This window comes from Citrobacter sp. Cy070, assembly GCF_030332245.1.
Lineage (GTDB): Bacteria > Pseudomonadota > Gammaproteobacteria > Enterobacterales > Enterobacteriaceae > Citrobacter > Citrobacter youngae.
The window spans coordinates 28,485-55,091 of record NZ_JAOWIG010000087.1; the positions used below are offsets into that span (position 1 = coordinate 28,485).

Below are 26,607 nucleotides of genomic sequence, written 5' to 3' on the forward strand. Positions count from 1 at the left end.
CGGGGCGACCCGCCTCTTTCGCAACAAGGAAAAGTGGAATGAAGCGTTCACATATTAATTATGCCGTCGATAAAGCGCATGCCATCGCCGAGACTTTTCGGGTCTGTCTGCCTGATTTTGCGTATTTTACGATCGATGCCTGGCGGCAACAGGATCAATCTCTGTGGCGTGAAGTGCGCGATCTCCAGTTGGGCTGGGATATTACCGACTTTGGGCGTGGAGATTTTGCGCAAACGGGACTGACGTTACTGACGTTGCGCAATGGTCAGCCAGGGTCAGCGGGTTATCCCAAACCGTATGCTGAAAAGATGCTGCAAATTCAGCAGGATCAGCAAACACCATGGCATTTTCATCGCCATAAAATGGAAGATATCGTGAATCGCGGCGGCGGTGACTTATGTATGCAGCTGGCATGGGCCACGCCTGATGACGGGTATGACGCACGGCGTATTGTTGAAGTTAGCGTCGATGGTCAGCGGCGTACCGTTGACGCTGGCGAGACGCTGGTATTGAAACCGGGACAGGGGGTGTGCCTGCCGCCGCGCTTGTATCATCGCTTTTGGGCGGAGAAGGCGTTCGTGCTGGGCTGGGAAATCTCGATGGTCAATGACGACCAGCATGACAACCACTTTCTGGAACCCGGCGGTCGCTTCCCGGCGATTGAAGAGGATGAGCCGGTGAAGTGGCTGTTGTGCAGTGAATATACTCGTTTATGAGCGTGAGTAGGCCCGGTAAGCGAAGCGCCACCGGACAATAAATTATTGCGCAGGTGGTGGTGCTGTGACTTCACTCCCTGAAACCACGCCCGCCTGCATGGTCTGCGTGACCTGCTGTTTCTCCACGTTCACCGCATGCAGTTGGCCGCTGACCGTTGGCTTGAGCGGCGCATCGGCCTGAATATTGCCGCTGGTGGTAAGCTGAATATTACCATCGCCGGAAAGCGGCAGCGCGGGCCAGCCCCATTGTTGCAGGATCGTCATTGGCACGCCGCGTCCGTTCAGGCTGATCTGAGCCTGGCGCTGAGGCAACTGCGAAATGCTGGCGGTGGCCTCCAGCAGCCCTTTTTCCGTATAGGCGCTCAGTTCGCTGATATTGATGGTGCTGTTGTTCGCCGTCAGCGCCAGCGAAGGACGACGTACATCCGTGCGGTTAAAGGTAGCAGCAGCGGCGTTGAGGGTGGTGCTCCCGCTCCAGATCCCCCACTGATTGTTCTGTACCAGCCCGAGGTTAGCGCCGTAACCGTCAAGCGCGGTGAGCTGCCACGGGAAACTCGGGTCGATATCAATTACCAGATTGCGGCTGGCGCTGAATTTCTTCAGCGTCAGGCTGTTTAGCCAGACAGGTAGGGGGTTCATCCACAGCTGTTTCCAGTTTTCCGGCAGCGTGTATTCCAGACCGGCGATGGCGGCATCATCGAGGACCAGCGCTTTGTTGTTGCGCAGCCAATTACCCGACGTTCTGACCATACCGCCTTCCCAGCGGGTGGTGAACTGGCGCAGCGCAATACCTTGCGGCGAGAATTCAGCGTTCAGAATCGGATCGAAGAAGTGCAACGAGCCGTAGATAAACTCGCTGGCGTTCATTGACAATTTTCCTTCCTGAGTTTGCCAGTCGTCCTTGCTGAAGGTCATGTTGCGCAAGCTCAGATCGAGATCCGTAACCGCCCAGTCAGGGCCTTGCAGACGGGCATCCGTCACTTCCAGACGACCAATTTGCAGGGAAGGAATGGTGCTTAACGGGGCAAAAAAGTCGGCCAGCGATTTGTCGCTTTGCAGGCGAATATCGTTCAGGCGCAGATTCTCCACTACCCAGCTCCCGTCGGCATTGCGTTGCGCTACGCCGGTTAATGCTCCACGCGCCACGTCTGCGCCAATATTGCTAAGCGTCACCCGGTCATGGTCAATGCTGCCTTCAATCAAGACGTTGGTGGTCGGGACATCGTTGAGCGTCAACGAACTGGCGCTGAGCTGAATTTGCGCTTTGCTGCCGAGAATTTTACCTGCCTCAGGGCTCCAGGGAATGATGCCGCCGTTAACGCGCTGGGCGCTGAGGTTCCACTCGCTGCCGGGGCTGTTAAACGCCATATCCTGCAACTGCAGGCGATCGGCCTGAAACGGCAACGGCGCGGTTTGCTGGGAAAGATTCAGCGTGCCGTTTTGCAATAAAATGGTGTCTACATGCAGCGGGTCTGTGATTTGTCGGCTACTGAGTCCAATATCGACCGTTTTGGCGACCAGCGTGGCGGGCTGACCATCCCGGCCAAAGGTGACGTTTTCCAGCAGAATATGGGAAGGGGAAGAAAACCGGTGATCGATGGCATCAAAGGCCAGATGGTAGCTGCTGTTCTGTGAAACCCAGGCGCTGACGTGCTCTGCGCCCCAGCGGGTTTGCAGTAGAAAATAAAGGCCGAGGATCGCCACTGCAAGGGCGATCAGCACGTAAAGAAGCAGCTTTCCAATAAATTTCATGGTCTTCCATCCCGCGAAGTGCACATAGTCAAGTTATGCACGATTTAGACGCAATGCTCAAGGCGGGAATGGTGAAAGAGCGTTACAACGGCGTTGATTCTGAATCAACGCCGCATTTTGCTTATTGCTTTTCTGGTGGGAACACCAGGTTCAGAACTATAGCGGTAATACCGCCTGCGGCAATGCCGGAAGAGAGCAGGTTTTTCACCCAGTCCGGGGCGAACTGCAGGATCAACGGCTGCTGGGAGACGCCCAAGCCGACGGCCAGCGACAGCGCGATAATCAGAATCGCGCGACGGTTCAGCGGCTCGCGGGACACAATACGCACGCCGGATGCGGCGATAGTACCGAACATTACCAGCGTTGCCCCGCCCAGTACTGGCTCAGGAATATGCTGTACAAAACCGCTGACCGCCGGGAACAGGCCCAGCGCGATCAACATCAGCGCCACCACAAAACCGACGTAGCGGCTGGCAACGCCCGTTAACTGAATAACCCCGTTGTTCTGTCCAAAGCAGGAGTTCGGGAAGGTGTTGAATACAGCGGAAACAAACGAGTTCAGACCGTTCGCCAGCACGCCGCCTTTCAGGCGTTTCATATACAGCGGACCAGAAACCGGCTGCTCGGAGACATCAGAGGTGGCCGTAATATCGCCGATGGTTTCCAGCGAGGTGATCATAAAGACCAGCATCAGCGGCAGCAGTAAACTCCAGTCGATACCCAGGCCATAATACAGCGGCGTTGGCACCATTAGCAGGTCCTGGCTTACCGGTGCGGTATTTTGCGGCAGCATGTCCATAAACCAGGCCAGCAGATAGCCTGCCGCCATCGCAATCACCAATGACGCAACACGCAGGTAAGGATTGCGTTGACGGTTAAGCAGGATGATTAGTGCCAGCACCACGCCTGCCAACAGTAAATTTTTCGGTGCACCAAAGGTGTTGTCGCTCATTGCGGCATAGCCACCACCAATCGATGTCAGACCCACCTGAATCAGCGACAGGCCGATAATCATCACCACCACGCCTGAGACCAATGGGGTAATGATCCGCCGCGCCAGATGCAGTACGCGTGAGATAACCATCTCGGTGCAGCTTGCCAGCATCAGCGTACCGAACAGCGCCGCCATCATGGTTGGGACATCTGCGCCACCGGTTTTTAGCGCCGTACCGCCCATAATCAGTGGCGCAACAAAGTTAAAGCTGGTGCCCTGAATGGATAGCAGCCCTGAGCCTACCGGCCCCCAGGCTTTGATCTGAATGATAGAAGCTACGCCGGAGGCGAACAGCGACATACTGATAATGTGTTGAGTATCCTGAGCCGGTAAACCAAGCGCCTGGCAAATTAACAGAGCGGGAGTAATTACCGCGACGAACATGGCCAGCAGATGCTGACAGGCGGCAAATAAGGTCTGGGCTAACGGGGGGCGATCTTCAAGACGGTAAATCAGTTCACTGTTGTGAGTCTGCGCAACCGGTTGCGCATTTGTTGACTCTACGGCGTTAACGGACATCAGAGGCAATCCCATGGTGGAAAAGCGGTGATTTTATCTGACCAGGGCGGAAAAGCAAACGTTTGCTAGCAGGTATTCTTAATATTTAAAACGGATAAACAAACATTTTTATATAACTTTTCATCATTTTCTGCTTAAAATCCACCCCGAAAACTCAATAAGAGCTAAAAATCGGTCTGGAATGCATCGTGCGTGATTGTGCTAAACGCACTAATGGAGCTGTAAATGTTTTATCTCGATACGTTATCAACGCTGGTTGCGGCAACCCTTGTGTTGCTGCTGGGACGTAAGCTCGTCCAATCTGTTTCCTTCCTGAAAAAATACACCATTCCCGAACCCGTAGCGGGCGGCCTGCTGGTGGCGATTGCGCTGCTGGTGCTGAAAAAAAGCATGGGTTGGGAAGTTAACTTCGATATGACCCTGCGTGATCCGTTGATGCTGGCCTTCTTCGCCACTATCGGTCTGAACGCCAATATCGCAAGTTTGCGCGCCGGTGGCCGTGTGGTGGGCATCTTTCTGATTGTGGTTGTTGGCCTGCTGCTTATGCAAAACGCCATCGGGATCGGTATGGCAACCTTGCTGGGCCTGGACCCGCTGATGGGTCTGATCGCTGGCTCGATCACCCTCTCTGGTGGACACGGAACCGGGGCAGCATGGAGCAAGCTGTTTATTGAACGTTATGGCTTCACCAATGCGACTGAAGTGGCGATGGCTTGCGCAACGTTTGGCCTGGTGCTGGGTGGGCTGATTGGAGGTCCGGTGGCGCGCTATCTGGTCAAACACTCCACCACGCCAGACGGTATGCCGGACGATCAGGCTGTGCCGACCGCATTTGAAAAGCCGGACGTTGGGCGCATGATCACCTCACTGGTGCTGATTGAAACCATCGCGCTGATCGCTATCTGTCTGACGGTGGGTAAAATCGTTGCGCAAATGCTGGTTGGAACGGTGCTGGAACTGCCAACCTTCGTTTGCGTGCTGTTTGTTGGGGTGATCCTCAGCAATGGTCTGGCGCTACTGGGCTTTTACCGGGTGTTCGAACGTGCGGTTTCTGTGCTGGGTAACGTTAGTCTGTCACTGTTCCTGGCGATGGCGCTGATGAGCCTGAAGCTATGGGAACTGGCTTCTCTGGCCCTGCCGATGCTGGCAATCCTGGTTGTGCAGACCATTTTCATGGCGCTGTATGCGATATTCGTTACCTGGCGCATGATGGGTAAGAACTACGATGCCGCTGTGCTGGCTGCCGGACACTGCGGTTTTGGCCTCGGCGCGACGCCGACGGCGATTGCCAACATGCAGGCGATTACCGAACGCTTTGGGCCATCCCATATGGCGTTTCTGGTGGTGCCGATGGTGGGGGCATTCTTTATCGATATCGTCAACGCGCTGGTGATTAAGCTGTATCTGCTGTTACCGATTTTTGCGCAATAACGGCTGTGCGGCGGGGTAACATCCGCCGCCGCTATGAATCCACTATGCGTTGGAGTAGCGTTCGGTTTCCGGCATCCAGCGCTCTATTAGCGCCACAGCCTGTTGCGGGTAACGTTCGTGAATATGGCGAGCAATGCGCTGAACTTCCGGGATAATCGCCTGATCGCGCAGTAAATCCGCGACTTTGAATTCCGCTGTTCCGGTCTGCCGAGTACCCAACAGCTCACCGGGGCCGCGGATTTCTAAATCTTTTTGCGCAATCACGAACCCGTCGTTGCTGTCGCGCAGAACCTGCAGGCGTTTCTGCGCGGTTTTAGACAGCGGTGATTTGTAGAGCAGGACGCAGTGGGAGGCCACCGCGCCACGACCTACGCGGCCACGTAGCTGATGCAGCTGGGCCAGGCCCAGGCGCTCCGGGTTTTCAATAATCATTAGGCTGGCGTTTGGCACGTCCACGCCCACTTCAATCACCGTGGTGGCAACCAGCAGATGCAGTTCACCCTGCTTAAAGGCTGCCATTACTGACTGCTTCTCGGCGGGCTTCATACGGCCATGTACCAGGCCAATATTGAGTTCTGGCAGCGCAATCTTAAGCTCTTCCCACGTTGCTTCTGCTGCTTGAGCTTCTAACAGATCAGACTCTTCAATTAGCGTGCAGACCCAGTATGCCTGGCGCGCTTCGTGGGTACAGGCGTTGCGCACGCGATCAATGATGTCGCTGCGGCGGGTATCCGGAATCGCCACCGTGGTGACCGGGGTGCGTCCTGGTGGGAGTTCATCAATTACTGAGGTGTCGAGATCGGCATAGGCGGTCATCGCCAATGTGCGCGGGATTGGTGTGGCAGTCATGATGAGCTGGTGCGGGTGAAAACCCTGCTGCTGACCTTTTTCCCACAGCGCCAGACGCTGATGCACCCCGAAGCGGTGCTGTTCGTCGATGATAACCAGTGCCAGACCGTTGAACTGAACCTGTTCCTGGAAAATTGCATGAGTACCGACAATCATCTGCACCTGACCGCTGGCGATGGCTTCCTGTTGCGCCAGACGCGCTTTGCCTTTCTGCTTGCCCGCCAGCCAGCCCACTTCAACGCCCAGCGGCGCGAACCAGCTGCGGAAGTTATTCGCATGTTGTTCAGCCAATAATTCGGTGGGGGCCATCAGCGCAACCTGCTTACCATGTGCAATAGCGCGCAGGGCGGCTAACGCCGCAACCAACGTTTTACCGGAGCCGACATCGCCCTGCACCAGGCGCATCATCGGCACATCCAGCGCCATATCACGTTCTATCTCCGCGGTGACGCGGGCCTGTGCGCCGGTCGGTTTAAATGGTAGTGCCGCCAACAGCTTATCTTTCAGCGCATTGTTTGCGCTCAGCGGCTGGGCATGAAAACGCTGCGCCCCGGCGCGTAATGCCAGCATACTGAGATTATGCGCCAGCAGTTCTTCGAGAATCAGACGTCGCTGCGCCGGATGTTGTCCTGTTTCCAGATCGCTGAGTTGCAGCGACGGTGGGGGGCGGTGCAACGTGCGCAGTGCTTCGGGCAGGCTCATCATGCCCTGTAACAGCTCTGGTGGCAGCAGTTCGGCAATGGCGCAAGTATCGAGCAGATCCAGTGCCTGATCGGTCAGCTTGCGCAGCGTGGCCTGCTTCACGCCTTCGGTTGTCGGGTAAACCGGAGTGAGAGTTTCCTGCAATTCCGGCGTGCTGAGATCGCCCTGCACGCGGTATTCCGGGTGGATCATCTCTGCGCCGTATTTCCCGCGTTTGGCTTCGCCATAGGCCAGTACCCGACGCCCGGTGGCGAGACTGTTTTTCATTGCTGCGCTGAAATTGAAAAAGCGCATGGTGAGAATGCCGGAACCATCGCTGATCTGACAGGTCATCATCCGGCGACCGCCGAAGGTGATATTGCAGTTCAGCACTTCGCCTTCAACGGTGGCATAGACGCCCGGCAGCAGTTCGCCAATCGGGTACAGATGGGTACGGTCTTCGTAACGCAGGGGGAGGTGTAGCAGGAGGTCCTGTACGGTGTGCAGGCCAATTTTCGCCAGTTTACTGCTTTGCGCTGCGCCAACGCCGGTCAGAGAGTTGAGTGGGATGGCATCCAGTAAACGGCCTTTCATCGCGTTTATCTCGCAGATTGCATAGTGGCCCACCACGTTGCATCGGCTTCAATTTCGCCCTGCGTGTTTACGTGAGGGTAGGGAAGACCTTTGCGCTTAGCGACATTCGCCAGCACCGGATAACCGCCTTCAAACAGTAAGCGCTGCTGCTCGTCTTGTGGCAGCATGCTGTTTTCTCGTCGGTACATCCCAGCGTTTTGCCGCTGGCGTTGTGCTTCGTACAGAATCAGCGCGGAGGCGACCGAAACGTTCAGCGACTGCACCATGCCAGTCATGGGAATGATGATGTCCTGATCAGCCAGATCCAACGCTTCCTGAGTGATGCCGGTTTTCTCCTGGCCCATCAGGATGCAGGTGGGACGCGTGTAATCAATCTCGCGAAAATCCACGGCTTTATCTGACAGATGAGTTGCCAGAACCTGCATGCCGCGGTTTTTTAAATGTGTGACCGCATCGCCAATGGTAAGGTGGGTTTTCACCTGCACCCAACTGTTGCTGCCTGCGGCAGAAGAGGCCATGGTGCGCATACGACTACCCGGCCAGACGGCGTGGACTTCATGCACGCCGACCGCATCTGCAGTACGAATAATCGCAGAAACGTTATGAGGTTTGTGAACCTGCTCCATGCAGACGGTCAGATCGGGCTGACGACGTGCGAGCATCTCGCGGATACGTGCATAGCGCTGTTCATTCATAAGACTAGTTTCGGTTACGGGTGACTTTTATCACGTCCGGCATGACGCGAATTTTGCGCATGATATTCGCCAGGTGCACGCGATCGCGAGCGGTCAGGCGAATAAAGGCGCTATAAACGCGGCCATCTTTCTCTTCCGTATTCAGACTTTGAATATTGGAGGTGGTCGTGTTGATTGCCGCCGTCAGGTTCGCCAGAGCACCCTGGTGGTTAAACATATCCACCTTAATCTCAGTGATGAATTCCTGCTCTGTTTCTTTATCCCATTCCACCGCCATAAATTTCTCTGGCTCTTTCTGGTAGCCACGAATATTACGGCAGGACTCATGGTGAATCACCAGACCTTTACCCGGACTGACGTGGGCAATGATGGGATCGCCTGGAATTGGACGGCAGCATTTCGCGAAGGTGATCAGCACGCCGTCTGCGCCTTTGATCGGCAAATGACCGTGACCAGATTGCGCTGGGACGTTCGCTGTTGCTTCGCCCTGCTGGAGGTTTTTCGCTACCACCACGCTCATGGCGTTACCCAGACCGATTTCTGCGAGTAGATCGTCAAGCGTGGCGAGCTTCATGCGCTCAAGCTCACGCTGGATGCTCTCTGGCGGGATTTCAGCCAGCTTTCGGCTACCGCCCAGGGCATGGTTGAGCAGTCGACGCCCCAGACTGACGGAATCATCGCGCTTGAGGTTTTTCAGCAACTGGCGAATTTTGGCGCGCGCTTTCGAACTGACGACGAAGTTGAGCCATGCTGCATTCGGGCGTGCGCCCGGCGCGGTAATAATCTCAACGGTCTGACCGCTAAAGAGCGGTTGTGAAAGCGGGTAAGGCTGTCTGTCTACGCGTGCGCCGACGCAGGCGTGACCGATATCGGTATGCACGGCGTAGGCGAAGTCGACAGGCGTTGCACCGGCAGGCAGTTCAACAATGCGCCCTTCCGGTGTGAAAACATAAATCTCATCCGGGAAGAGATCAGATTTGACGCTTTCAATAAATTCAAATGAGCTACCGGCGCTCTGCTGCAGTTCCAGCAGGCTTTGCATCCAGCGCTGAGCGCGGATTTGTGCGGTGGTGCTGCTTTCGCCGCCGTGTTCTTTGTAAGCCCAGTGCGCTGCCACACCCATTTCTGCCATCTGATCCATGTCTTCAGTACGAATTTGTACTTCAACTGGAACGCCGTGAGGGCCGATCATCGAGGTGTGCAAAGACTGATATCCGTTCGCTTTTGGAATGGCGATATAGTCTTTCACGCGACCAGGACGTGGTTTGTACAGGCTATGCATCTGGCCGAGTACGCGATAACAGGTATCGGAATCATGAACGATAACGCGAAAAGCGTAGATATCCATGATGGAGTGAAAACGCTGCTCTTTGAGCACCATTTTGCAGTAGATAGAGTACAGGTGCTTCTCACGCCCACTTACGCGACACGGAATGCCTGCCTCCTGCAAACGCCCTTCGATTTCCGAGAGGATTTTTTGGATCATCTCTTTACGGTTGCCGCGAGCGGCTTTAACCACTTCTTTAATCACGCGATAGCGGTTCGGGTACAGTGCTTCAAAACCCAGCTCTTCCAGCTCGGTTTTAATGTGATGAATACCTAAACGGTGTGCCAGCGGACTATAGATTTCGAGGGTTTCACGGGCGATGCGGCGACGCTTGTCCGGGCGTAATGAGCCCAGCGTGCGCATATTGTGGGTACGGTCAGCAAGTTTGATGAGAATGACGCGGATATCCTGCACCATCGCCATAATCATCTTGCGAAAGTTTTCAGCTTGCGCCTCTTTCTTATCGCGAAACTTAAGCTTATCAAGCTTCGATACCCCCTCTACCAGCTCTGCAACGCTTTTACCAAAAAGCTGTTCCATGTCCTGGTAGGTGGCTGGGGTATCTTCAATCACGTCATGCAGCAGCGCGGCCATCAGCGTTTCGTAGTCGAGTTTCATCTCGGCCAGAATGCAGGCTACCGCTACCGGGTGCGTGATATAGGGTTCACCGCTTGAACGTGTCTGGCCCTCGTGAGCGTCACGTGCAACGAGATACGCCTGCCGAAGACGCTTAATCTGGTCTTCCGGCAGGTAGTTTTGAATCAGTTGATTCAGGCTTTCAAACAGATACAAGGGCGACCCGCTTTGTGATTAACGACGACCTTCAGCAATAGCGGTAACGGCTTGTAATTCAGCGGCTTCCTGCTCTTGCTGTTCCTGGCGCTCACGCACGTCGAGGATCTGGTTGTTGATCAGACCTTCTTCGATTTCGCGCAGCGCGATAACGGTAGTTTTATCGTTTTCTTCCGGTACGAGCGGATCCTTTCCGCCTACCTGCATCTGACGAGCGCGACGCGCGGCGACCAGTACCAGGTCAAAACGGTTACCAATTTTCTCTACAGCGTCCTGAACAGTTACGCGTGCCATACTTAAAATGCTCCACAGGTGAAGAAATGACTGGGCATGATACTGAATGTGGGTTCAGTCTGCCAACAGTTTGCTGATTAAAGCGTCATGACGCTGCTTTTGGCGGCTCATGCGCAGACGTTCGGCGCGAATGATGGTTTTCAAATCGCCCAGGGCGGTATCGAAATCATCGTTCACAATAAGATAATCATATTCGGCGTAATGGCTCATTTCTGCAACAGCTTGCGCCATACGTTTTGCTATCACGTCTTCGCTATCCTGACCGCGGCCACGCAGACGGCGATCCAACTCAATCTTAGATGGCGGCAAAATAAAAATACTGCGCGCATGCGGCATTTTTTGACGAATTTGCTGCGCACCTTGCCAGTCGATATCTAAAAAGACGTCTACGCCGGATGCCAATACTTGCTCAATGGTTTCACGTGAGGTGCCGTAGTAATTACCGAAAACCTCCGCGTGTTCCAGGAACGCGTCTCTGCCAATCATGGTTCTGAATTCATCATGGTTCACAAAGAAATAGTGTTCACCGTGCACTTCCCCCGGGCGCGGTGCGCGCGTGGTGTGCGAAACAGAAACCTGGGTGTCATACAACGGTTGGGTCTTTAATAAAGCCTGAATCAGGCTGGATTTACCCGCGCCACTGGGGGCAGAAACAATATAAAGCGTGCCTTGAGCCATGAGTATCTTAATGTATGTGATTGTCGAAAGAGAGCCTACATACGGGCTTATTATACACGTAGCCGCTTTGCTACGTAGCCTTTGTCACACTTTTTGCGCATGTTTATTGCGTTTTGCGTACCAGTTTCCTGTTTTATCCGCGATTTGCAGCAATACGTGCAAATGTCAGGAATGCTGCCTGCAGAGTGAATATTTGCCGCTCTGCTTCCCTTTCACTTCGCGCTATATCTGCCGGGAAATGCAGTGTTCAGCGGAGGTAGCATGGGATCATGGAAATGCATAGGGCTGGTTTTGCTGGTCTGGAATTTACCTGTATGGGCGGTTTGCCCCGTCTGGTCGCCTGCCCGGGCAAATGAGGAAATTTCACGACTACAGCAGCAGATAACACAGTGGAATGACAGTTACTGGAAACAGGGTGAAAGTGCCGTAGACGACGGCGTTTATGACCAGCTCAATGCGCAACTCATCCAATGGCAACGTTGTTTTGGCGATGAAGCCAAAACAGATCTGTCTGCGCCCCCAATAAGTGGCACCGTCTCGCACCCTGTTCCCCATACGGGAGTTCGAAAACTTGCCGATAAGCAAGCGCTACAGCAATGGATGAAAGCCCGCAGCGATCTCTGGGTACAGCCGAAGGTGGATGGCGTGGCGGTGACGCTGGTTTATCGCAATGGCAATTTGGTCCGGGCGATTAGCCGTGGTAACGGCCTGAAAGGTGAAGACTGGACGCAAAAGGTTCTTCAGATCCCTTCCGTACCCCATATCACCAAGGGACAGCTCGCTAACAGTACTCTGCAGGGTGAGATATTTTTGCAGCAGGAAGGGCATATCCAACAGCAGAGAGGGGGAATGAACGCCCGTTCAAAGGTTGCTGGAATGATGATACGCCAGAGCAATCCGGAAATGTTACGCTCGCTGGCTATTTTTATCTGGGCGTGGCCCGATGGACCGGCTGCCATGTCGGAAAGACTGGAACAACTCACTGCTGCCGGTTTCAGTTTTACGCAACATTTTACCAGGGCCGTGAAGAGTGCAGATGATGTCGAGCAAGCACGCGCCAGTTGGTGGAGTTCAGCATTACCTTTTGTGACGGATGGCGTAGTTGTGCGAACGGGAAAAGAGCCGCAGGCGCGATACTGGCTACCCGGACAGGGAGACTGGCTGGCAGCGTGGAAATATCCTCCCGTGGCCAGGGTGTCTGAGGTGACGGGTATTCAGTTCTCTGTTGGCAAAAGCGGAAAAATTGCGGTGGTTGCATTGCTGACTCCCGTCATGCTGGATGATAAACGCGTACAGCGCGTCAATATTGGTTCCGTTCGACGCTGGAATGAATGGGATATCGCGCCTGGCGATCAGATTCTGGTGAGCCTGGCCGGACAAGGGATCCCCCGTATAGATGAAGTGGTCTGGCGCAGTACCCAGCGTATTAAGCCAGTGCCACCTGAGGGGCGCTTCAATTCATTAACCTGTTTTTATGCCACAGCGGAGTGCCAGGAACAGTTTGTTGCCAGACTGGTCTGGCTGGGGGCCAAAGAGGTGCTGGGGCTGGAGGGCATCGGCGAGGCGGGATGGCGGGAGCTCCACCAGGCGTATCGCTTTGAGCATATCTTTTCCTGGCTCGGGCTAACTCAGGAACAACTACAATCCACATTTGGTGTAAGCAAAGGGGAGAAGTTATGGCATCAATTCAACCTGTCACGCGATCTTCCGTTCACGCGCTGGGTGATTGCCATGGGAATACCGTTAACACAGGCAACGCTGAATGCCTGCAGGGATGGTTCGTGGCAGCAATTGCAAGAACGCGATGAACAAAGCTGGCGGCAGCTTCCTTTCATGGGGGAGCGGCGGGCTCGGCAGGTGATGCAGTGGCTGGAGAATAGGGAGATCACAGCGCTGAGCAACTGGTTAGCTGCTCAGCGGATCGCGGGCTTTATGCCTTAATGGCCTTCATGGCGATAGTAAAATACCGGCAGACCTAACTTCAGGCGCAGCGCCAGTAGTCGGGCGGTAAAGCCGAAAAGCAGGGTGGAGATAACCACCACATCGTGGCTGGAGACATAATGCTGCAGCACGATGTACAGCACGGCAGCGGCAAATGATACGCCGGCATACAGTTCTTTCTGGAACACCAGCGGGATGCGTTTACAGAACATATCGCGTAATACGCCGCCGAAAACCCCGGTAGTGACCGCAGCGACCACGGCGATAATCGGACCATGGCCCATATCCAGCGCCACCTGAGCGCCAATAATAGAAAAGACCACCAGGCCCAGCGCATCCAATACGAGGAATATTTTACGCAGATAGGGCATAACGGGAGCAATAATGGTGGTCAGTACCGCGGCAGTGGCTACGATAATGACGTATTCAGGGTGCTTTACCCAGCCGAGCGGATAATGGCCGAGAAGAATATCGCGTACTGAACCACCGCCAATGGCTGTCGCGGTGGCAATGATAATGACGCCAAATGTATCCATACGACGACGCCCAGCCGCAAGCGCACCGGTCATGGCTTCGGCAGTAATACCAATTAAATATAAAACGTGTAACAGCATGTATTCCCCCTGATTTGCTGGGGGCTAAGGTTAACGATTTGTGCGCACTGTCACGATTGAGATTTTCTAAGGTGAAGTGATTTTAATAACTACAGCTAATGCGAAATTGTTGTAAACACGTTATGGCATACGCTTTGTGATATGGGTGGTGATGATAAATGATGAGAAAATATAATTCTGGTCGCATAGATGAGAACTGAAGCGTCGGGAAAGGCACGTAGCGCCGCCGTTTATTGACGGGCTACGTGAGATGGTGACTTACTCGATATTCTGAATCTGAATATTGAATTGTGGGTTATATATATTGATATTTAAATGATTTTTGTTTTTCTGGTTTTGCTTGTGTACACGTAGGGGTACATGGATTTACAGGGATTACAATTTTTATTGTGTGATTTATGACCAATTGTAATTTTGTGTAAGTCACGCCGTGATCTTCATTAAAACATTATCAACAAAAACCCATTCGGGGTGAGAGGTGGGCGCTGGCATTTTTGTTTTACGTTCGCGCCGTGGATCTGCGATTTCAAAGGCTGGCGTCATAAATCTGAAAGTCATTGCTTCCGCATAAGCCTGGCTGAATCCATAACGACGCAGCTCATGAATTAACGCCTCATCATCCAGATCCAGCGCGTAAACCTCTTCAGCAATAGCGGCGGCAATCTGTAGGCGGGTGCTGTTGGGCAAGCGGTTCACATTCAGCATGACAGGCTCCATCAGGTCAAAAGAAACCGCCTTTCGGCGGCGCTTGGCAGTGAGGGAAGGTTACTGGCAGATAAGCATCAGGTAGCAGTACAGCATCACACAGAGCGCATATGCCTCAGTCATGATTTCCCCGCATAGAACCGGGCATTAAATGCCTTTTGGTTCATCGGCTCGTTACTGTCGGTTTTGCTGACCCCATCGGTTTTGGTGACGCGGCCAGCGTAAAAATTTTTGTTAAATTCGGCCTGACCAGTACCGCCAAAGATATTGCCTTCACGCGCTTCACGCGCCTTTCTCAATGCCGCCATTACAGATTCTTTGCTCATCGTGCAAACCCTCGTGTAATACTGGTGTAGCCTCGACCGGCTGCTTTGCTCAGTTCATTCAGGCCATTGGTCACAACATTCGATTCCCAACCGATAACCCCATTAATAGAGCGCGGCAACGGGAAGTTCCCGTCCCTGCTCCATTCCTTCAATTTGTCAGTGGTGAGTGCTTTGCCATATTGGCGCTGATATCTCACACAAACATCATCAGGGCTTACCAGAACCACCTTACTGAGACCCAGCGGGGAGTGAAGCTCTTCGATTTGCTTCACATACCACCCATCACCCGCAGCGTACAGGCCGGATGGATGGCGCTTCTTCTCATTAGCCAAGCGGCGTTGTTCTGCGGCTCTTTTCTGCTCGGCCAGAATTGAATCTACTTCGTTCATCGCTATCACCATCATTTTGAAGAATTGACGGCTTATTGTACTATCGTACTGGTTCATGAGTACATAAAGAGATAGTATATATTTGTCGGCCATCCTTCCGACCATCAAGCGCAGAATGACGAAACGGCCCCTACAGAAATGTGGGGGCTTTTTCGTTTTAGGAATTAACTTTGAGAAGTTTTGATTTGAGTAGGCTGCTAACTATTGCTAACTAAAATAGTCATAAAATGTAAGCATCACCCTGACATTACCCTGACCAGAACGAAGGCTTCCTCTATCGAGCGACGATTAATCTGACGTCAGTAACATATCAAAAGCAAGCACGATGAAGGCTTCCCGCTACCGACCAAAGATTAATCTGGGGTCAGTAGCCTATCAAAAGCAAGCACGATGAAGGCTTCCCGCTTTTTTCATTCCTTGAACCTCCGACCAATGGCTGGATACAACATACACGCTTTAAGCACGCAATTACTTAAAAGTCTGGCAGAAAATAAGATTGTTGTTTTTGTCTGTCCCACGTGTCCCATCTGTCCCGTTTTGTAAGTATTAAATAAATTCAATTAGTTACTAGCAGTCGCATGGGACAAAACCGGGACAAAACACGGGACAGAGCGGGACAAAAGTTTTCCATTGAATGTTGTGGCGGTTGTACTTTGAGCGGTTCGGGCAAAAAAATACCCGCTCGGTGGCGGGTATCGGTTGTTAGTCTGCGAGGCTGTCACGATGAATGACATAACACCTGATTCGGGACAGGCCGGGGAGGTATCGCCGCTCATTCTTAGCTATTCCCTTCTCTTGCAGAACGTTAGCCGCTCGTCTGGCATCAAGTCCGGCAAAGATAATTTTCCAGCCTTCAGCCGGGATAACATAATCATCATTGTCGATAAAGCCTATGCGTGCCGTTGGCACTTCGCATGGTTTATTTACGTCCTGAAAACGCGCCCCGTCACGCACTATGGTTTGTCTGATACGTTCAACGATTTCATTATCTTCATGGCTTTCCGTACCTCCTCTACGCTCAACCCATGCGGCAAAGCAAACTTTCGCCGCCTTTGTCGCGGTTCCGGCACTCCATCCCGTTATCTCTGAAGACAGCTCGCCAGCATAAGCAGCAATAGCAAATTTTTCAGCGACGCGCCCAATCTGCCCGGTAGGTTCTTCGGCCACATCAGCCAGGAAGATTGCCTTAAACTCACGCCAACCATTCTTAATGGCCTCATAGTTAATGGTCAGGTTATCAAGCCATGCGTTAAATGCTGTACCGTGGTTATCTCTCACGGCTCTGTCGAGGCGGTCAGCGAAAAGCGCACCGTTTGCCTCTCCGTGAAGCTCCTCAAAGCAGGCATATTCACAGTTATCAGCGGGTATGTTGATCACTCGCATTTCCTGCCCGGCGTATGTACTTTTACGCGCGGTATCGGCATGAGATTTAAGGTCGATCTCGCCATTGGATAATAACGCCAGACACCATTGCTGAATCTCTTTGGCCGCACCGTTTTTGGCGCTTCGCTGCTTACCTTTCCCGTTTGGTAGCATATATGCGATTTCCCCGGCCTTACTTGCGTCAACTTGGGCGATCTCATCCAGACATAGGAGGCCATCGTTATGACGTGCTGCGATACCTTCCAGCCCGTTATCTGTCGCACGCCATGAGCGAATATATTCTTTGGGGTCGGAAATAACAGAAGCGGCAACCGTCATTGACCGGGATTTGCCTGAAGATGACGCCCCTACATAATGGAAGCAGAACCCATCAACTCCCAGCATGGTGAGCATAGGGGACAGGAAGGCAGTAGACACAGCCAGAACCAGACGACTATTGCCAACACACAACGCCGCTACCTCATCACGCCATGTATCTAGCGTGCCGCAGAATGGCTCTGGTTTGACGCGGGCATTCACCTGATAGACAACCATATCTTTATCGATTGGGTTAAATGTCCGTACCGGGGTCACGTATACAGCAGGCTTAAACCAACCGCAGCGAGTAACGCAGGTTAACCGGCTTTGGTGGGATTGCCCTTTGAGATAGCGGATAAACGCCTTCTCATCCCAGATACGCAGGCCGCCGTTAACAAGTATGCTAATGGCTTCCGCTCCGCCATTTGCGTAAAGTGAGGTTGCGGGCATCGCCCATTTCTTTGGCATCCCGTCACGATCACACCATGACAGAAGTTTGCCCCATGACTCGTTATCGTTGTCTCTGGTTTCCGCAGTAACCTCAATAACATCAGATATACAAACAGGTGCCGGATTGGGGTTTTTCTCTGTAGGCACTCTGTAGAAGTAAACGCCAGCCTCCCCACGCTCTCTGTCGTACTCCCGATGTACCCAGTAAAACGGCGGCAGCTTCTCTACTGGTGGCTTATCTTTGTGTGCTGACAAGGCGACAACATTATCCGTACTCATGCCACTGCCTCCCATTTCTTCACCAGTTCATCTTTGTGATCGTTCCAGTCGCCATGACTGGACGGGATTAGTAACTCACAACGGTAGCGGCTTGCCGCGTCAATGGCTTTAGTTACTCCCGGGTTGCCATCTGTATTCGCGTCATTATCGGCGGCAATGATGATGCGGGCGCGTGGAAATTCACTGCGTACACTCTCAGCAACCTCACGCAGGTTTCCGGCAGTAAAGGCGACGCAGACCGGGCAGCCCGTTATCTCTCGAACGGTGGCGGCGGTGGCATAGCCTTCAGCGATAAAGACGGTTTTGCCATTGACGACTAACCCGCCCAGCCAATAGCGTCCACCTTTCAATAGTGCGCCAGATTTAAAGCGCTTTGTGCCGTCCGGCATAATGTACTGAATGGACTGTACACTTCCGTACTGGTCATGGATTGGAATTAGTAACCAGTCACCAGATTGATAAATGCCGTGCGCTTTAACACCTTTGCGCATCAGGTAGGGATGTTCATCACTGGCGAGGATTGCGTTACCAATCTTGGTTCGACACTCAGCAGCGGCGGCAACCTCCGCTTTACGTTGTATCGCCCCAATTGCCCGGCGTGCTTCCATCATCACGCGCTTACGTTCAATGCTGTTGACCTGTACACCATCGGCAAAGTGACACGCGGTTATGCCAGTTTTCCAGCTACCAAAAGCACAGCCCGCGCCATCAGGGAATGGGTAAGCCCAGCCATTAAGTGAGCCGGATTTATCGCCCTCGATACGAAAGCGGACTACGTTACCGGGTATTAGTTCTGGCAGCTCGCAAGGAATAACACCAGCTTCGCGCATGGTGTCAGACAGTGATTGTCTTTGAAGTGTACTCATATATACTTTTACCTGTTATGCGCTGGCGGATTGGTCGCCAAACTTCACCGCCAGCGAATGAATTAATATATTTTTAGTAGTGCTAATCGGCATCCTTTGGGGTGCCGTTTTGCTTTATCCGGTCATTAATTTCCTCCAGCAAGTCTTCAGCCTTAACCAATTCTCTGATTGCCTTTGCTGTCCGCGCTGCCTCTGCTTCAGCTTTGTCGGCTGATTTTTTGGCTAACTGTTCGCGCCTTTCGGCTCTGGCTTGAGCATCCAACTCCCAATCGCATGAAAGGTGGCGGCCATCTAGATACCTGCTTACGATAACGCCTCTTTCATCCGTATCCTCATGAATGAACCACCAGCCATGCTTCTCGTTCATTAATTGCTGCAATGGTGAGCGATAGTGTTTACCTGCTATTTGAAGTAATTCGTCTTCACAAACAGGGCCATCAACCAGCGCGCGCCAGATTCGATATGCCTTTGTGCCTGGCTTAGGGATAGTGTGCAACGGCGCAGTAATCAGGATTTTCTCCCAGTTCTTCATTTTTTGGCCTCCAGCCATGAGTTGATTTCCGCAGTTGAGAATGCCGCCACTCTGGGGGACAGTTTGACCGGTTTCGGCATCTTTCCAGCTTTAACCCAGCGCCATAATGACGGCATTGAAATACCTAATTCTTCAGCAAGATTTTTCGGTCTGATATAGCTAGGTTTTAACATATATGCCTCGATAGCTTGTTAGTATCACGGGTAGTCCGTAGAGCTAAGAATGCCACCCCAGATATCGAGATAAGTCAGTTATCGTCCGCCTCCCGTTTTTTTTTCACTCTCGTTATCGATTGCCTTATCGAATCTTTCTGTGCGGTTCTCACATCATCATCTTCAACGGCCAGCTCAACTAGGCCATCCGGCTTTTCTGTCACGGCATCTTTATATTTTTCTTTAAGCCAGTTAATAAAATCATCTTCTGGCTTTTTTTTGGGCAGCGCATGCGTACCCTCTTCAATCGCGTCAAGATATGTTCTGATATAAGACTCAAATATCCCTGGGCGGCCACCATTTTTGCCACCATTTGATTGTACTTTTCGAACCTTTTCTTTGCCGTCATGAATAGCAGTGATGATTCCTCCTGCCGCTTGAATATCTTGGCGGCGTGTTTCAATCACCTGACCGTAATGACTACTAACAAAATTGGCGTTCATCTCAGCGAGTCTCAATGAATGCCGCAATTGAGCATTTTCTCTGGACAGTTCTGCGAGGGCAGACTCTGTATTTCCGGATAGCGCGTTATTTAGAGTTTCAATGTGAGCATTTAGCCTCACTATCTCTAACTCATTCTCCTTCGCTTGCCTTAAGTAACTAGCCAGCGCTTCATCAGATAACCCCATTTGGTTTTGTAAATTGCTCATTATTCACCCTACACGTCTGTTATTTGTACTACCCACCAGTGTTGAGACAGGTTTTTGTCCCGTCCTGTCCCGTGTTTTGTCCCGGTTTTGTCCCATAACCATTCTTGTAACCAGCTGTATTTATTGAGTCTTTACAAAACGGGACAAGCGGGACAGATGGGACAAGCAAAAAAACAATATTGAAAATCTATCTGGCTTGCCTCAGTGGTGTAACGTTGTACTCTTCGCCCCGTTCAAGCGCTTCCATCAGGTTGCCCAGCATGGCCAGCGCTTCCCGCCGTTCGTTTAAATATTGGTGACGGTTGTAGATGCCTTCGACGCCTTTAATGCGGTGATTAAGGCAACGTTCGGCAACGATAGGATCAACGCCCAGCGCTCCTAAGTGGGTTCTGGCGGTACGGCGCATATCGTGAACGGTGAAGTTAGGTACGCCCGGCATTGCCTGCTTAACCTTCGCCAGCGCAACGGGCAGGGTGCTTTCCTGAATGTGGGGGATCATGCGGTGCTGTTGTTTTCGCGCAGGTAATACCCATTTGCTGTTATAAGAGAGAAGGCGCAACTCCTCCAACCATTCGATAGCCTGCTTTGGCAGTGGAATATCAATCCCGTCGCCTGTCTTTGTGCGTTCGCCCGGTAAGTACCAAATGCCATTAGTTAAATCGAACTCACTCCAGCGGGCGGCGCATAGTTCCATCTTGCGGACGCATGTCACTAGCAACAACTTCATGGTTAATTCATTTTGGCGGCTAAACCCTTTCGCCATACGCATGGCCTCGAAGAATTGAACCAGTTCCGCTCTGGTTAGCCAGCGGCTTCGGGACTGCTCTTTACCTCCGGCATCACTCATATCAAAAGCGGCTGCGGGGTTAACATCAATTATTCCCAGCTTGATCGCATGGTCAAAGATGCGGCGTACCCATCGCAGGACGTCATTAGCAACGGATGGCGCACCACGTTTCAGAATTGCCTGAAGTAATGAATCAATATCCTTAGGCTTTATCTCGTTAACCTTCTTTTTGCCCATGCGCGGATTTATGTCTTTCTGAAGACGGCGGCGCAGAATGTCAGGGTGTTTCCATGTACCCAGCACTTTCTTCTTAAAATAGTCTTCAGCGACTTCAGCCACGGTTTTATCGTTCCGGTCAGCTTCTATTTTGGCTTTTACCTCTGCCTTACGTTCCTGCTTCTCTCCGGCAACGTCATATCCAAGAGAAACGCGAGCGGCTAGCTCTCGGGTGATTTCACGGGCTTTAGCTAATGAGATAGCGCCATATGTGCCAATGGTCATTACACGGGGTTTGCCTGCTAACCGATATCGAAAGCGCCATGAAGGGATTGTGTCGTGGGTTCTATAACGTAGGTACAAGCCGTTACCGTCTGCTTTGCCCTCGAAGCGTGTTCCGGCTTTTACCCATGCCTTGATTTGAATGTCAGTTAGCTTGCCCATATTCACCTGTATTCTTGTACCCGATTAAGAGTTTGCCTTTCGTGGCTTTGTACACGTTAGGGTACACAAGAAATATGCGCTTTTATGATACTAACTGCAACTTTGTGACATTAAAAAAGCCCGTGGTTAGCGGGCTTCTTCTGGTTGGTGAGTCTACTTGATATGGAATGATATCCTACTCAATGTTCTGAATCTGTTCGCGCATTTGCTCGATCAATACCTTCAGTTCAATCGCGGAATTAGTCACCTCGGCATTGATAGACTTGGATGCCAGGGTGTTCGACTCACGGTTGAATTCCTGCATCATGAAGTCAAGACGACGGCCAACCGCCTCTTTTTTCTTCAGAATGTTGTAGGTTTCTTTGACGTGAGCTTCCAGGCGATCCAGTTCTTCAGCCACGTCGATACGCTGTGCCATCAGCACCAGCTCTTGCTCAAGACGGTTATTTTCCAGTTGCACCTGAGCATCTTCCAGTTTGGCTACCAGACGCTCGCGCTGCCATTGCAGGATTTCCGGCATATGTGCGCGTACTTTGGTGACTTCAGCGCTGACGCCTTCCAGACGCTGCTCGATCAGCGCTTTTAGCGCCTGACCTTCGGTTTCACGCGCGACGACGAAGTCATCCAGCGTACCGTCAAGCGCGGCGAGGATTTCGGCGGCAATGGCGTCCAGATCTTGCTCCTGGGCTGCCATTACGCCAGGCCAACGCAGGATATCAACCGGGTTAATTTCACCTTCATCACTCTGCATTTTGACCCAGTTAGCAGCGCTAACGAGCTGTTTAGCGAGTTTTTCATTCAGAATCAGCTCGCCTTGTGCACTGGCATCAGGCTCAAAACGCAGCGTACATTCGACTTTACCGCGCGTCAGACGCGTGCGAATACGTTCGCGAACTACGGGTTCGAGACTACGGAACTGCTCCGGCAGGCGAAAATAAGTTTCCAGATAACGCTGGTTTACCGAGCGCATTTCCCAGGTAGCGCTACCCCATTCACCCTTGATTTCACGCCGGGCGTAAGCGGTCATGCTGCGGATCATAGACGTTCCTGTTTTTAAAGATGAGATGGGAGGATTATAGCCATCCACGTCTTGTCAGGATAGGAATAACAGTCGGAAGTCCGTATAATGCGCAGCCACATTCGTTTCAAGCCGGAGATTTTATCATGCGTCCAGCAGGTCGTAGTGCCAATCAGGTGCGTCCCGTCACCCTGACCCGTAATTATACAAAACACGCTGAAGGCTCCGTGCTGGTCGAATTTGGTGATACCAAAGTGCTATGTACCGCCTCGATTGATGAAGGCGTACCGCGTTTTCTGAAAGGTCAGGGCCAGGGCTGGATCACCGCAGAATATGGCATGCTGCCGCGCGCCACGCACACCCGTAACGCCCGTGAAGCGGCGAAAGGTAAGCAGGGCGGCCGCACCATGGAAATCCAGCGTCTGATCGCCCGCGCGCTGCGCGCCGCCGTTGATCTGAAAACGCTCGGCGAATTCACTATTACGCTGGACTGCGATGTTATTCAGGCAGATGGCGGTACGCGCACCGCATCAATTACCGGTGCATGCGTTGCGTTGGCTGATGCGCTGAACAAGCTGGTCGCGAGCGGTAAGCTGAAAACTAACCCGATGAAAGGGATGGTTGCAGCGGTTTCCGTGGGGATTGTGAACGGCGAAGCACTCTGCGACCTGGAATACGTTGAAGATTCTGCCGCAGAAACCGACATGAACGTGGTGATGACTGAAGACGGCCGTATTATTGAAGTACAAGGCACGGCGGAAGGCGAGCCATTCAGCCATGAAGAACTTCTCACCCTACTGGCGTTGGCCCGAGGGGGAATCGAATCCATTGTAGCGACGCAGAAGGCGGCGTTAGAAAATTGATTTTAAAGGCGACTGATGAGTCGCCTTTTTTTTGTCTGTAATAAAGTGAGATGAGGAGCGAATCCATGAAACCGTATCAGCGCCAGTTTATTGAGTTTGCGCTTAGCAAGCAGGTACTAAAGTTTGGCGAGTTTACGCTGAAATCCGGGCGTAAAAGCCCCTATTTCTTCAACGCCGGACTGTTTAATACCGGGCGCGACCTGGCTCTGTTAGGCCGTTTTTACGCCGAAGCGCTGGTGGATTCCGGTATTGAGTTCGATTTGCTGTTTGGCCCAGCGTACAAAGGTATTCCGATTGCGACTACAACGGCCGTTGCGCTGGCTGAACACCACGATAAAGATTTGCCGTACTGCTTTAACCGTAAAGAGGCGAAGACCCACGGTGAAGGTGGCAATCTGGTCGGTAGCGCACTTGAGGGGCGTGTCATGCTGGTGGATGACGTGATCACTGCCGGTACTGCGATTCGTGAATCCATGGAGATAATCCAGGCAAATGGCGCGACGTTGGCAGGGGTACTCATTTCTCTCGATCGTCAGGAGCGCGGCCGCGGCGAAATTTCAGCGATTCAGGAAGTGGAACGCGATTATGGTTGCAAGGTGATTTCTATCATTACCCTGAAAGATCTGATTGCTTATCTGGAAGAAAAACCTGAAATGGCAGAACACCTGGCCGCAGTACGGGCGTATCGCGAAGAGTTTGGGGTATAAGAACTGCCGGATGGCGCTGCGCTTATCCGGCCTACGCACTTACCGGGCCTACGGCTTACGTAGGCCGGATAAAACGAAGTCGTTACTGCAACTGTGCGGCAACCAACGGCCAGCGGGTGTCAAAGTCATCCGTTGGACGGTATTTAAATTCGCTGCGCACGAAACGAGATAACATACCTTCACAGAAAGCCAGTAACTGACTTGCCAGAAGCGTTTCATCTACGGCGTAACCTTCGCCTTCACGCATTCTTTTTTCTCGCAGAACCTGGCGCAACTGTGCCTCAATACGTTCAAAAAGCTGGTTAATACGGCCTTGCAGACGATCCTGTTCAAACATGAGCGCATGCCCGGTCAGAATGCGCGTCAGACCGGGGTTACGTTCACCGAACCCTAAAATCAGCAGAACGATCAGACGCAGACGTGCGCCGGTGTCCTTTTCATCTTTTAAGATCAGATTGATACGGGTAATCAGACTATCTTCGATAAACTCAATCAGGCTATCGAACATGCGGGTCTTGCTGGGAAAATGGCGATACAATGCCGCTTCGGAAACGCCCACAGAGGCTGCCAGTTTTGCTGTCGTGATACGCTGGCTTCCATCACTGGATTCCAGCATCAGCGCCAGCGACTGAAGTATTTCTTCGCGACGATTCCTTTTCGCAGTTTGCTTTTCTACCATGTTACAAAATACCCCTGAAAATAAGCAATTGCCAGGCAGGCATCCACACAGCGACCGCAAACGACTGTTTGCGGTATGTTATTGCGTTATTACGCTACGGGATGCTTCTTTACGGGTTACTTGCGCCCGGAATGGCCGAAGCCGCCTTCGCCACGATCGGTGGCTTCAAACTCTTCCACCAGATTAAATTCAGCCTGCACAACCGGTACAAAGACCATCTGTGCAATACGTTCACCTGGTTCAATGGTGAAGCTATCCTGGCCACGGTTCCAGATGGATACCATCAGCTGACCCTGATAGTCGGAATCAATCAAACCGACCAGGTTACCCAGTACGATACCGTGCTTATGACCCAGACCAGAGCGTGGCAACATCACCGCGGCCAGTGAGGGATCGGCGATATGGATGGCTAACCCAGTTGGCACCAGCGTCGTTGCGCCAGGCGCCAGTTCTACGGCGTCATCAAGACAGGCACGCAGGTCAAGTCCGGCAGAACCAGAGGTGGCGTACGTCGGGAGCGGAAATTGTTTCCCTACGCGCGGGTCCAGAATTTTAACGTCGATTTTTTTCATCATAACGGGTCACGATCTCGTCGAGTAATAATTGGCCCAGGAGTTCTTTGCGCTCAAGCGGTAAGACTTTATCTCCATCCTGCCAAAAAAGGTGTAATGCGTTGCTATCGCTGTTAAATCCTTGAGTAGAAAGCGAAACATCGTTTGCACAGATCACATCAAGGTTTTTGCGGAGGCGTTTTTGCTGGGCATATTCTTCCACATTATTTGTTTCGGCGGCAAACCCAACGACAAAGGGACGGTTAGCATCCAGTGCGGCAACGCCGGCAATAATATCCGGGTTCTTGACCATTTTTACTGTTAATTCATCGCCCTGCGTCGCCTGTTTTTTGATTTTTTCGTGGGCGACAGTTTCAGCGCGGTAATCCGCGACTGCGGCGCAGCCGATAAAAATATGCTGTTGTTGCACCGCAGATTGCACGGCGGCTTCCATTTCCAGTGCGGTCACCACATCAACGCGCTGGACAAATGGCGGTGTGGGTAACGAAACCGGACCCGACACCAGCGTGACGTTTGCTCCGCGCTTTGCGGCCGCGGCCGCGATAGCAAATCCCATTTTTCCGGAGCTGTGGTTGGAAATATACCGCACGGGATCAAGCGGTTCACGCGTCGGGCCCGCCGTAATCATGATGTTGAGATGTTGCAGGGAGTTGACAGGTGAAAAATGTTCTGCCGCCATATCCACAATCGTTAACGGATCCAGCATACGTCCAGGACCGATATCACCACATGCCTGGCTACCGCTGTCAGGGCCCCAAATGAGCAAACCGCGCGAAGCAAGAATGCCCAGATTGTGCTGGGTCGCGGCAGCGCGATACATCTGCTGGTTCATGGCCGGCAGCACGGCAACAGGCGCGGGTGTTGCCAGACAAATCGTAGACACCAGATCGTTAGCCATACCGGCGGCAACGCGGGCAATCAGGTCTGCCGTCGCAGGGGCCAGGATAACCAAATCGGCCCATTTCCCCAGCTCAATATGGCCCATCGCAGCTTCGGCAGCGGGGTCGAGCAGGCTGTCAGATACCGGATAGCCCGAAACTGCCTGTAAGCTCAGGGGAGTAATAAAGGCTTTTGCCGCTTCGGTCATCGCCACGCGGACGTCTGCGCCGCGTTCCCGTAAACGACGCACCAGCTCAGGGGTTTTGTACGCAGCAATACCGCCACTGACGCCAAGTACGATTTTTTTACCGGCCAGGCTCATCATGATCTTTCCTGTTGGGTTACACCAGAAGGCGGATATTTTATCACACTCCATCATTTATCGTGCTTTTGACCGTGATCCACTTTGCGAAGCGCCACGAGGAATGGAGAACAGAACGTCGATCTGCCGCTGGTGTTATGCCACCATGCGGATG

26 protein-coding genes are annotated in these 26,607 nt (G+C 52.5%); 5 read left to right on the top strand and 21 right to left on the bottom strand.

Annotated elements, in window-relative coordinates; translation table 11 throughout:
* Positions 1 to 38 precede the first annotated feature (38 nt).
* Entirely contained in the window at positions 39 to 716 is a 678-nt protein-coding gene (locus tag OGY19_RS18470; protein WP_115601290.1) for a D-lyxose/D-mannose family sugar isomerase, read from the top strand.
* A 42-nt stretch (positions 717 to 758) separates the two neighbouring features.
* Here the strand turns inward: OGY19_RS18470 and OGY19_RS18475 are convergent, their stop codons facing one another.
* Both OGY19_RS18475 and xanP read right to left on the bottom strand, forming a co-directional pair.
* A complete protein-coding gene (locus OGY19_RS18475; RefSeq protein ID WP_115601291.1) occupies positions 759 to 2,468 on the bottom strand; it encodes an AsmA family protein in 1,710 nt (569 codons plus the stop codon).
* A gap of 121 nt (positions 2,469 to 2,589) precedes the next feature.
* The gene (gene xanP / locus OGY19_RS18480) at positions 2,590 to 3,981 is read right to left on the bottom strand and encodes a xanthine/proton symporter XanP (RefSeq protein ID WP_003024026.1); all 1,392 of its coding nucleotides are present in this window, start codon (positions 3,979 to 3,981) and stop codon (positions 2,590 to 2,592) included.
* 225 nt (positions 3,982 to 4,206) lie between these two features.
* Between xanP and gltS the strand changes: the two genes are divergently transcribed.
* Positions 4,207 to 5,412, top strand: coding sequence for a sodium/glutamate symporter (gene gltS / locus OGY19_RS18485; RefSeq protein ID WP_003024029.1), 1,206 nt, complete (start codon positions 4,207 to 4,209; stop codon positions 5,410 to 5,412).
* Between the two features lie 42 nt (positions 5,413 to 5,454).
* Here gltS and recG read toward each other — a convergent pair whose 3' ends face one another.
* Genes recG through gmk form a run of 5 tightly spaced genes read right to left on the bottom strand, consistent with a single transcriptional unit; the run spans position 5,455 to position 11,322 of the window.
* Positions 5,455 to 7,536, bottom strand: a complete 2,082-nt coding sequence (recG, locus tag OGY19_RS18490) for an ATP-dependent DNA helicase RecG (protein ID WP_003837591.1) — start codon at positions 7,534 to 7,536, stop codon at positions 5,455 to 5,457.
* Between the two features lie 5 nt (positions 7,537 to 7,541).
* Entirely contained in the window at positions 7,542 to 8,231 is a 690-nt protein-coding gene (gene trmH / locus OGY19_RS18495) for a tRNA (guanosine(18)-2'-O)-methyltransferase TrmH (protein ID WP_016151178.1), read from the bottom strand.
* A 4-nt stretch (positions 8,232 to 8,235) separates the two neighbouring features.
* Positions 8,236 to 10,350 (bottom strand): bifunctional GTP diphosphokinase/guanosine-3',5'-bis pyrophosphate 3'-pyrophosphohydrolase, encoded by a 2,115-nt coding sequence (gene spoT / locus OGY19_RS18500; RefSeq protein WP_003024038.1) that lies wholly within the window; start codon positions 10,348 to 10,350, stop codon positions 8,236 to 8,238.
* Between the two features lie 18 nt (positions 10,351 to 10,368).
* Positions 10,369 to 10,644 carry a DNA-directed RNA polymerase subunit omega gene (gene rpoZ, locus OGY19_RS18505; protein ID WP_000135058.1) on the bottom strand — a complete coding sequence of 92 codons (276 nt, stop codon included), beginning with the start codon at positions 10,642 to 10,644 and terminating at the stop codon, positions 10,369 to 10,371.
* 54 nt (positions 10,645 to 10,698) lie between these two features.
* Complete coding sequence (gene gmk, locus OGY19_RS18510) at positions 10,699 to 11,322, bottom strand: guanylate kinase (protein WP_019078035.1); 624 nt, start codon at positions 11,320 to 11,322, stop codon at positions 10,699 to 10,701.
* Positions 11,323 to 11,583: 261 nt separating this feature from the next.
* Here gmk and ligB point away from each other — a divergent pair, with 261 nt between their 5' ends.
* On the top strand, positions 11,584 to 13,263 hold the full coding sequence (gene ligB, locus OGY19_RS18515) for an NAD-dependent DNA ligase LigB (RefSeq protein WP_115601292.1): 1,680 nt from the start codon (positions 11,584 to 11,586) through the stop codon (positions 13,261 to 13,263).
* Here ligB and OGY19_RS18520 read toward each other — a convergent pair.
* From OGY19_RS18520 to OGY19_RS18570, 11 genes are all read right to left on the bottom strand, one after another.
* Positions 13,260 to 13,877 (bottom strand): trimeric intracellular cation channel family protein, encoded by a 618-nt coding sequence (locus OGY19_RS18520; protein ID WP_003024049.1) that lies wholly within the window; start codon positions 13,875 to 13,877, stop codon positions 13,260 to 13,262. The genes ligB and OGY19_RS18520 overlap by 4 nt on opposite strands.
* 423 nt (positions 13,878 to 14,300) lie before the next feature.
* The gene (locus OGY19_RS18525) at positions 14,301 to 14,582 is read right to left on the bottom strand and encodes a hypothetical protein (protein ID WP_000935764.1); all 282 of its coding nucleotides are present in this window, start codon (positions 14,580 to 14,582) and stop codon (positions 14,301 to 14,303) included.
* Positions 14,583 to 14,701: 119 nt separating this feature from the next.
* The gene (locus OGY19_RS18530; RefSeq protein WP_044071072.1) at positions 14,702 to 14,908 is read right to left on the bottom strand and encodes a hypothetical protein; all 207 of its coding nucleotides are present in this window, start codon (positions 14,906 to 14,908) and stop codon (positions 14,702 to 14,704) included.
* Complete coding sequence (locus OGY19_RS18535) at positions 14,905 to 15,390, bottom strand: hypothetical protein (RefSeq protein WP_000774112.1); 486 nt, start codon at positions 15,388 to 15,390, stop codon at positions 14,905 to 14,907. Before OGY19_RS18535 ends, OGY19_RS18530 begins: the two co-directional genes overlap by 4 nt.
* Before the next feature lie 609 nt (positions 15,391 to 15,999).
* Positions 16,000 to 17,706: a DUF927 domain-containing protein gene (locus tag OGY19_RS18540; protein ID WP_286596965.1), complete on the bottom strand. Its 1,707-nt coding sequence runs from the start codon at positions 17,704 to 17,706 to the stop codon at positions 16,000 to 16,002.
* Entirely contained in the window at positions 17,703 to 18,572 is an 870-nt protein-coding gene (locus OGY19_RS18545; RefSeq protein WP_082767943.1) for a toprim domain-containing protein, read from the bottom strand. Before OGY19_RS18545 ends, OGY19_RS18540 begins: the two co-directional genes overlap by 4 nt.
* A gap of 82 nt (positions 18,573 to 18,654) precedes the next feature.
* A complete protein-coding gene (locus OGY19_RS18550; protein ID WP_061280832.1) occupies positions 18,655 to 19,104 on the bottom strand; it encodes a hypothetical protein in 450 nt (149 codons plus the stop codon).
* Positions 19,101 to 19,277: a helix-turn-helix transcriptional regulator gene (locus OGY19_RS18555; RefSeq protein WP_061280834.1), complete on the bottom strand. Its 177-nt coding sequence runs from the start codon at positions 19,275 to 19,277 to the stop codon at positions 19,101 to 19,103. The genes OGY19_RS18550 and OGY19_RS18555 overlap by 4 nt, the downstream gene beginning before the upstream one ends.
* Positions 19,278 to 19,351: 74 nt before the next feature.
* A complete protein-coding gene (locus OGY19_RS18560; RefSeq protein ID WP_225622921.1) occupies positions 19,352 to 19,966 on the bottom strand; it encodes a hypothetical protein in 615 nt (204 codons plus the stop codon).
* A 187-nt stretch (positions 19,967 to 20,153) separates the two neighbouring features.
* Positions 20,154 to 21,413, bottom strand: coding sequence for a tyrosine-type recombinase/integrase (locus tag OGY19_RS18565; protein WP_286596971.1), 1,260 nt, complete (start codon positions 21,411 to 21,413; stop codon positions 20,154 to 20,156).
* Between the two features lie 175 nt (positions 21,414 to 21,588).
* Positions 21,589 to 22,452, bottom strand: a complete 864-nt coding sequence (locus OGY19_RS18570) for a YicC/YloC family endoribonuclease (protein WP_005122606.1) — start codon at positions 22,450 to 22,452, stop codon at positions 21,589 to 21,591.
* 125 nt (positions 22,453 to 22,577) lie between these two features.
* On the opposite strand from OGY19_RS18570, the gene rph reads away from it, so the two are divergent.
* Both rph and pyrE read left to right on the top strand, forming a co-directional pair.
* On the top strand, positions 22,578 to 23,294 hold the full coding sequence (gene rph, locus OGY19_RS18575; RefSeq protein WP_003024054.1) for a ribonuclease PH: 717 nt from the start codon (positions 22,578 to 22,580) through the stop codon (positions 23,292 to 23,294).
* 65 nt (positions 23,295 to 23,359) lie between these two features.
* On the top strand, positions 23,360 to 24,001 hold the full coding sequence (gene pyrE, locus OGY19_RS18580) for an orotate phosphoribosyltransferase (RefSeq protein WP_061066836.1): 642 nt from the start codon (positions 23,360 to 23,362) through the stop codon (positions 23,999 to 24,001).
* Positions 24,002 to 24,083: 82 nt separating this feature from the next.
* Here the strand turns inward: pyrE and slmA are convergent, their stop codons facing one another.
* The 3 genes from slmA to coaBC form a co-directional block, all read right to left on the bottom strand.
* A complete protein-coding gene (gene slmA, locus OGY19_RS18585) occupies positions 24,084 to 24,680 on the bottom strand; it encodes a nucleoid occlusion factor SlmA (RefSeq protein ID WP_048213722.1) in 597 nt (198 codons plus the stop codon).
* A 116-nt stretch (positions 24,681 to 24,796) separates the two neighbouring features.
* Positions 24,797 to 25,255: a dUTP diphosphatase gene (dut, locus tag OGY19_RS18590; protein ID WP_061066835.1), complete on the bottom strand. Its 459-nt coding sequence runs from the start codon at positions 25,253 to 25,255 to the stop codon at positions 24,797 to 24,799.
* Positions 25,233 to 26,453 (bottom strand): bifunctional phosphopantothenoylcysteine decarboxylase/phosphopantothenate--cysteine ligase CoaBC, encoded by a 1,221-nt coding sequence (gene coaBC, locus OGY19_RS18595; RefSeq protein WP_286596984.1) that lies wholly within the window; start codon positions 26,451 to 26,453, stop codon positions 25,233 to 25,235. Before coaBC ends, dut begins: the two co-directional genes overlap by 23 nt.
* Positions 26,454 to 26,607 lie beyond the last annotated feature (154 nt).